This window comes from Corallococcus sp. 4LFB (assembly GCF_046520365.1).
Lineage (GTDB): Bacteria > Myxococcota > Myxococcia > Myxococcales > Myxococcaceae > Corallococcus > Corallococcus caeni.
The window spans coordinates 1-6,878 of record NZ_JBKGHJ010000451.1 but is presented as its reverse complement, the minus strand read 5'-3'; the positions used below and the strand labels follow the sequence as shown (position 1 = coordinate 6,878).

Sequence of the window (6,878 nt, the reverse complement as noted above, 5' to 3'; positions counted from 1 at the left end):
AGCGGGCAAGCCTGCGGCGGGCCGGCGGGGCGGCAGGGGAGGAGGCGCGGAGGGGGGAGGCTTGGGAACCGTGAGCGGCCTGGTGGGCGCCGGAGCGGGCGCCGCCATGGGGGCGTCGCCGTCATCCAGCAGTTCCTTCAGGTCCGCGAGCGGATCCGCCTCGTCCGGGGGAGACGGCATGTGCGCGTCCCAGGTTACCGGCCACGGGGGCTTTCCACCAGTTACGCGATGGGGACCGCGCCGCTTCGCCTGCCTGGTGGGAGGCGGACGGCACGGTCCGCTCGACGTGGGAGGGGTGGGACGTTAGCCAATGGAGCAAACATCACACCTTGCCTTGCCTCCCCTCGGGAGGGCTGACAGCTTCGGACCACCTCTATGGCCATCCGCTACACCCTGCCCAACGGGCTCACCGTCGTCTTCGAAGAGCAGCACGCCGCCAAGGTCGCGGCCTTCCAGGTCTGGGTCAAGGCCGGCAGCGCGGACGAAAGGCCGGACCAGGCGGGCCTCGCCCACCTGCACGAGCACATGCTCTTCAAGGGGACGGAGCGCCGGGGGCCCGGTGAAATCGCCCGGGACATCGAGGCGCATGGCGGAGAGATCAACGCCTGGACGTCCTTCGACCAGACCGTCTACCACATCGTCATCGCCAGCCAGTTCGCCCGCACGGGCCTGGACATCCTGGGGGACGCGGTGCGCCGCTCCGCGTTCGACAAGGACGAGCTGGCGCGCGAAATCGAGGTGGTGTGCGAGGAGATCAAGCGCAGCTACGACTCGCCGTCGCGCCGCGCGTCCCGCGGGCTGTTCACCGCCGCGTTCCAGACGCACCCCTACCGGCTGCCCGTCATCGGCACCGAGGAGAGCGTGCGCAGCTTCACCCGCGAGAAGGTGCTGGAGTTCTACCACCGGCACTACACGCCGAAGAACCTGGTGCTGTCCGTCGCGGGCGACCTGAACGAGGCGGAGCTGCGCCAGTGGGTGGATGAGATCTTCGGCGGTGACTGGGGCCGGCCCTACGCGGGCCCGGTGCAGCGCCCCCGCGACGCGGCGCCCACGGGCCGCCGCGTGCTCATCCAGACGGAGGACGTGAAGGAGGCCTACCTGCACCTGTCCTTCGCCATCCCGGAATTGGAGCACCCGGACGTGCCCGCGCTGGACGTGCTGGCCATGATTGCAGGCCAGGGCAACTCGTCGTGGCTGGTGCGCGAGGTGAAGCGCCGCCAGCACCTGGTGAACGACGTGCACGCGTCCGCGTACACGCCCAAGGACCCGGGCATCTTCTCCGTGTCGCTGACGCTGCCGCCCGCGCAGTCGCAGAAGGCGCTGACGCAGACGGCGCGCGTGCTGGAGGCGCTGCGCACCACGCTGGTGCCGGAGGACGAGCTGCGCACGGTGCAGGCGGGGGTGGAGGCGGAGTCCGTCTACCGCAAGGAGACGGTGCAGGGCACCGCGCGCAACCTGGGCTCGTACCAGACGTCCCCGGGCGGCCTGGAGTCCGAGGCCCGCTACCTGGAGGACATCCGCAACCTCAAGCCGGAGGACCTGCGCCGCGTGGCCCAGAAGTACCTGCGGCTGGAGCACGCCGTCGTCACCGCGCTGGTGCCGCCCTCGGCGGAGCTGACGGAGGCGCAGGTGCACGCCGCGCTGGATGAAGCGGCGAAGAGCCCCGGCGTCACGCCCCCGGCGCGCGCCGCCCGGACGCCCCCGGACGCCCCGGTGCGCCCGGCCCGGAGCCAGGCCGCGTCCGCGCGGTCGGAGGTGGTGCAGGAGAAGCTGCCCTCCGGCGCGACCCTCATCATCCGGGTGGAGCCGCACATCCCGCTGTTCTCCATGCGCGCGGCCTTCATCGGCGGCGCGCGCTACGAGACGCCCGAGGACAACGGCATCACCACGCTGCTCAGCCGCGCCCTCACCAAGGGCACCACGACGCTCAGCGCGGATGACATCTCCCACCTGGGGGACCTGTACGCGGGCAACGTCAGCGGCCAGGGCGGCCGCAACTCCGTGAGCCTGAAGGCGGACTTCCTGTCGCGCTACTTCGAGCCCGGCTTCCGGCTGTTCGCGGACGTGCTGCTCAACCCGGCCTTCCGCGAGGAGGAGGTCGCGCGCGAGCGCTCGCTGCTGCTCCAGGACATCCTCACCCGCGAGGACAAGCCGTCGAGCCTGGCGTTCGAGCTGTTCTCGCGCACGCTCTACAAGGAGCACCCGTACCGGCTGTCGCTCGCGGGCGAGAAGGCGTCCGTGGAGGCGCTGGGGCCCGAGCAGCTGCGCGCGTACCACCGCGCGCACATGGACCCGTCGCAGATGACGCTCAGCGTGGTGGGCGACGTGGACGTGGAGCAGGTGCGGGCGTTGGCGAACGAGTACTTCGGCAAATCGCGCGGCGGCGCGGTGGCCCCGAAGCAGGTGAAGCCGGAGGCGCCGCCGTCCTCGCCGCGCACGGAGAAGAAGGTGCTGGCGCGCGCGCAGACGCACCTGGTGATGGGCTTCCAGGCGGCGCGGATGACCGACCCGTGGCGCGTGGTGCTGGACGTGCTGTCCACGGTGCTGTCGGGCCAGGGCGGCCGGCTCTTCATCGAGCTGCGCGACAAGCGCTCCATGGCCTACAGCGTGAGCAGCTTCTCCATGGACGGGTTGGACCCCGGCTACTTCGCCGTCTACATGGGCACCAGCCCGGAGAAGGTGGACGCGGCGCTGGAGGGCATGCGCCGCGAGCTGGAGCGCATCCGCGACGAGCCCATCCCCGCCGAGGAGCTGGAGCGCGCCAAGCAGCACATCATCGGGACGTATGAAATCGACCTGCAGCGCAACAGCGCCCGCGCGACGCTGCTGGCGCTGGACACCTGCTACGGCATCGGGCTGGACAACTTCCTGCACTACTCCGAGCGCGTGGCGAAGGTCACGGCGGCGGACGTGCAGGAGGTGGCCCGCCGGGTCATCGACTTCGACCGCATGGCCATGGCCGTCGTCGGGCCGTAAGGCGCCCCCTTTCGCGAGCGTGGAAGCGTCACGACGACGACGCTTCCACGCCGCACCGGGTGCGGTAGAAGGGGCGCCATGTCCCAGACCTATCTGTCACTCACCGTGGATATCGCGGAGGAAGCCTCGGAGATCCTCCAGGACCTCCTCCATGAGGCCGGCGCCCTGGGCCTGGAGGTCCGCGACGCGGAGATGCCCAGCATGCCGGGCGTGCGCGTCCCCGCGAAGGGTGAGTCCATCGTCGTCGCCTACTTCGAGGACCGGCAGAGCGCCGAGGAAGCCCGCGACGCCGTGGTGGAGAGCCACCCCACCGCGCGCCTGTCCCTGGACGAGCAGCCCCAGCAGGACTGGAGCAACGAGTGGAAGTCGCTCATCAAGTCCGTGCAGGTGGGCCGCCTGTGGGTGGGACCGCCCTGGGACGCGGCGAACGCGCCCGAAGGCAAGCTGAAGGTCGTCATCGAGCCGAAGATGGCCTTCGGCACGGGGGACCACCCCACCACGTCGCTGTGCCTGGCGGCGGTGGATGACTTCATGGCCACGCACCCGGGCGCGAGCGTCCTGGACGTGGGCACCGGCACGGGCGTGCTGGCCATCGCGGCGAAGAAGCTGGGCGCGGGCCACGTGGTGGGCACCGACAACGACCCCACCTCCGTGGAGCTGGCCCAGGAGAACTGCGCCGACAACCAGACGCCCGACCTGGACATCTCCGGGCGCGAGCTGACGCAGGTGCCGGGTACCTTCGACCTGGTGCTCGCGAACATCCTGGCCAACACGCTGATTGAGCTGGCGCCGCTCATCGTCGCGAAGGCGAAGGACCGGCTGGTGCTGGCAGGCGTGCTCGCGCACCAGCGCGTGGACGTGGAGGCCGCGTACCGCAAGCTCGGGTGCACCGTGCTGGAGGGCGCGCAGCAGGGCGAGTGGGTGCGCATCGACTTGAAGCGCTAGGAACAAGAGGGGGTCGGGCCGCGAACGCGTGCGCTCGCCAACCCGACCCCATCTGGACTCGCGAGGCGTTCCCCCTTGACGTCAGGACCCCGCGAGTCCCGCCGTGTGCGGACCTCCCCTGGTGCAGCCCGCGTGCCTGTCGCCGTGGGCCGCGCGCCACTCGGGGCACCGGCGCGGTTGTAGCGGGGCCGGTTACGCAGCCCGCGGCGCGTGTGACCTTCCGCGCTACAGCGGCGGCTTCAGGCGAACGCGAGCGTGCCGGCCGCGCGCAGGGAGCCCACGACTTCGCTGCGCGTGTCGAGGATGCGCGGCTCCGCGTGGTGCTCCAGGCCCGTCATGGGCAGGGACAGGCCCTGCTGCTCCGCGACGAGGCGCAGGACGGCGAGGAGCGCGGGCGGGGCGCAGCGGGCGTCGCCGTCCTCCACCTTGAGGGCCACGCCCAGGCGGGCCCGGGGCAGCGCGGCGCAGTAGACGCCCTCCGCGCCAATCTTCACCACGGCCTCGCCCTGGAACGCGGTCATCAGCTCCGTGCACGCGCGGCCCTTGCCGCCGACGAGCTCCGGGTGCGCGAGCATGGCCTCACGCAGGCGGCGCGCGGCGGGCGCCTCCGACACGCCGAAGCGGGCCCACGCGGTGGCCATGGCGCTGAGCGGCAGGCCGAAGCAGACGGCGAGACAGCCATCCACGGCCTTCACCAGCGCGTCGCGCGGCAGGCCCGTCCACTTCGCGACTTCATCCTGGATGCGCTCCTGCACCGGGTGGCCGTCGCTGGCGTAGCCGTGCACGTCCCAGCCGTGGTGCCGGGCCAGCGCGAGCATCCCCGCGTGCTTGCCGGAGCAGTTGTTCCACCGGGGCGTGAGCACCACGCCCGCCCTGAGCGCTTCTTCCGCGACCGCGGGCGACAGCGACGGATGCGGGCCGCACGCGAGGTGGCGCTCCTCGCAGCCGGACGCGCTCAGCATCTGCATGGCGAGGGCGCGGTGCACGGGCTCGCTGGAGTGGGACGCGCACGAGAGCGCCAGCTCGCGCGGGCCGAAGCCGTAGCGGTCCGCCGCGCCGTCCTGGACCATGGGCAGGGACTGGAAGGGCTTCGCCGCCGAGCGCCAGAAGGTGACGAGCTCCGGGTTGCCCGCGAACGCGACGCGCGTGCCCTCCGCGCTCACCACCGCGACGGACACGGTGTGGAGGGATTCGACGAAGCCGGAGCGGGTGGACTCGATGACGAGGGTGGACATGGGCGTTTCGCGCGCCATAGCAGGAACGGGGCGCGGCCGGGCGCTCGTGGAGCGCGGAAAGGGAACCGCTGGACGCATGGAGGGCTATCCTCCGGGCGCCCTCCCTTCAAGGAAGCCGCCGTGGTCCGCCTCTTCGTTCCCCTGCCCGACCCCGCCCCCGCCGACGTGACGCTCACGGGCGAGCGCCGCCACTACCTCGTCCACGTGCTGCGGCTGGAGGATGGGGACGCGCTGGAGGTGTTCGACGGCAAGGGCCGCGCCTTCGAGGCGCGCGTCACGGGGCTCACCGCGGAGGCCGTGCGGCTGGTGCTGGGGGCCGTGCGCGTGACGCCGCCCGCGCGCGAGATGCACGTGCTCCAGGGGCTGCCCAAGGGGGACAAGCTGGAGCTGGTGCTGCAGAAGGGCACGGAGCTGGGCGCCACCGCGTTCCATCCGGTGGCCACGGCGCGCAGCGTGGTGAAGCTGGAGCCGAAGCGCGCCGAGGAGCGCACCCAGCGGTGGGCGAAGATTGTCGAGGAGGCCGCCCGCCAGTGCCGCCGCGATGACGTGCCGCGCGTGCACCCGCCCCGGCCGCTCTTGGACGCGGCGCGCTCGCTGACGCCGGGCACGCTGCTGCTGGTGCTGGACGAGGAGGAGTCCGCGGTGCCGCTGGGCGAGGCGTTCCGGAGCGTGGCGCCGGGGACGCAGGTGGCGCTGGTGATTGGCCCCGAGGGCGGGCTCGCGCGTGAGGAGGTGGACGGACTGCGGGGGCTGGGCGCGCGGCCGGTGACGCTGGGCTCGCGCATCCTGCGCACGGAGACGGCGGCGCTCGCGGCGCTCGCGGTGATGCAGCACCTGGACGGGTCGCTCGGTTAGCAGGCGGGCGGACGGCGCCTGCTCGCATCCCAGGTCACGGATCCGTGTGGGCATTCCTACGTTTCTGCCATTCGGGACCTCGCGGGTCCCTCACACGGGAGAGACTCTCATGGGGATCATCACCTTCATCATCATCGGCCTCATCGCGGGCCTCATCGCCCGGGCCATCCTGCCGGGCAAGCAGAGCATGGGGCTGGTGGCCACGACCCTGCTGGGCATGGTGGGTTCTCTGGTGGGCGGCCTCATCGGTTCGCTCTTCACGCGCAACGGCCGGCTGTTCGATCTGCACGCCTCGGGCATCATCATGTCCGTCGTGGGAGCCATCGTCGTGCTGCTCCTGGTTGGAGCAGCGGGACGGCGCCGCGTCCACGCCTAGCGTGAGGCGCCCCACACGCACCGTCCCCAACGGGAGGGTTGCCGTGGCGCCGACGAGCCCCTGACGGTTCCTCGGGCGAGGGACCAGCAGGGGCTTGTCCTTTTCTTGCTACAGGCCTGAATGCGGCCTTTCATGGCGACGGTTGTCCGCGTCACCGGGAGGATCCGTTGTCCAAGTGCCTGAAATGCGGCGCCTCGCTGCCGCCGGTCGGAGATTGCCCCGCTTGCGCCGCGAACGCCGCGCGCCCACCAGCGGTGGCTCCCGTCCCGAGCCTGCTTGACCGCGACATCCACATTGATCGCCGCAGGCCTGGGGAACGCATGGCCCAGGACGCGGGTGGCGACCCCATCACCCTGAACAATGAACCGCTGGAGCCGGAGACGCTGCGCGGCACGCCGGCCTTCGCGATGGAGCCGCCTCGCGGCCCTGTCACTCCGCCGGGAATGACGCCTTCGGTCCGGCCGGGGATGGCGCCCGTTGCGCCCGCCGCG

General features: G+C 71.9%; 5 protein-coding genes and 1 pseudogene. 4 read left to right on the top strand and 2 right to left on the bottom strand.

Annotated elements, in window-relative coordinates; translation table 11 throughout:
- Positions 1 to 180: pseudogene (locus ACLEQD_RS33695) on the bottom strand (hypothetical protein); the annotation flags it as partial.
- 195 nt (positions 181 to 375) lie between these two features.
- Here ACLEQD_RS33695 and ACLEQD_RS33690 point away from each other — a divergent pair.
- Together ACLEQD_RS33690 and ACLEQD_RS33685 are read left to right on the top strand one after the other, a co-directional pair.
- Entirely contained in the window at positions 376 to 2,976 is a 2,601-nt protein-coding gene (locus ACLEQD_RS33690; RefSeq protein ID WP_410389691.1) for a M16 family metallopeptidase, read from the top strand.
- Between the two features lie 78 nt (positions 2,977 to 3,054).
- Positions 3,055 to 3,921, top strand: a complete 867-nt coding sequence (locus ACLEQD_RS33685; RefSeq protein WP_410389689.1) for a 50S ribosomal protein L11 methyltransferase — start codon at positions 3,055 to 3,057, stop codon at positions 3,919 to 3,921.
- Positions 3,922 to 4,160: 239 nt separating this feature from the next.
- Here the strand turns inward: ACLEQD_RS33685 and ACLEQD_RS33680 are convergent, their stop codons facing one another.
- Complete coding sequence (locus tag ACLEQD_RS33680; protein WP_410389687.1) at positions 4,161 to 5,156, bottom strand: asparaginase; 996 nt, start codon at positions 5,154 to 5,156, stop codon at positions 4,161 to 4,163.
- A gap of 120 nt (positions 5,157 to 5,276) precedes the next feature.
- On the opposite strand from ACLEQD_RS33680, the gene ACLEQD_RS33675 reads away from it, so the two are divergent.
- The gene (locus ACLEQD_RS33675) at positions 5,277 to 6,011 is read left to right on the top strand and encodes a 16S rRNA (uracil(1498)-N(3))-methyltransferase (RefSeq protein ID WP_410389685.1); all 735 of its coding nucleotides are present in this window, start codon (positions 5,277 to 5,279) and stop codon (positions 6,009 to 6,011) included.
- Positions 6,012 to 6,120: 109 nt separating this feature from the next.
- Entirely contained in the window at positions 6,121 to 6,387 is a 267-nt protein-coding gene (locus ACLEQD_RS33670) for a GlsB/YeaQ/YmgE family stress response membrane protein (RefSeq protein ID WP_410389683.1), read from the top strand.
- Positions 6,388 to 6,878: the final 491 nt, after the last annotated feature.

What these genes read in the sequence shown, in the direction of transcription:
- ACLEQD_RS33690 (WP_410389691.1), top strand. Translation starts at nt 376, where the DNA reads ATGGCCATCCGCTACACCCTGCCCAACGGGCTCACCGTCGTCTTCGAA.
- ACLEQD_RS33685 (WP_410389689.1), top strand. Translation starts at nt 3,055, where the DNA reads ATGTCCCAGACCTATCTGTCACTCACCGTGGATATCGCGGAGGAAGCC.
- ACLEQD_RS33680 (WP_410389687.1), bottom strand. Translation starts at nt 5,156, where the DNA reads ATGTCCACCCTCGTCATCGAGTCCACCCGCTCCGGCTTCGTCGAATCC.
- ACLEQD_RS33670 (WP_410389683.1), top strand. Translation starts at nt 6,121, where the DNA reads ATGGGGATCATCACCTTCATCATCATCGGCCTCATCGCGGGCCTCATC.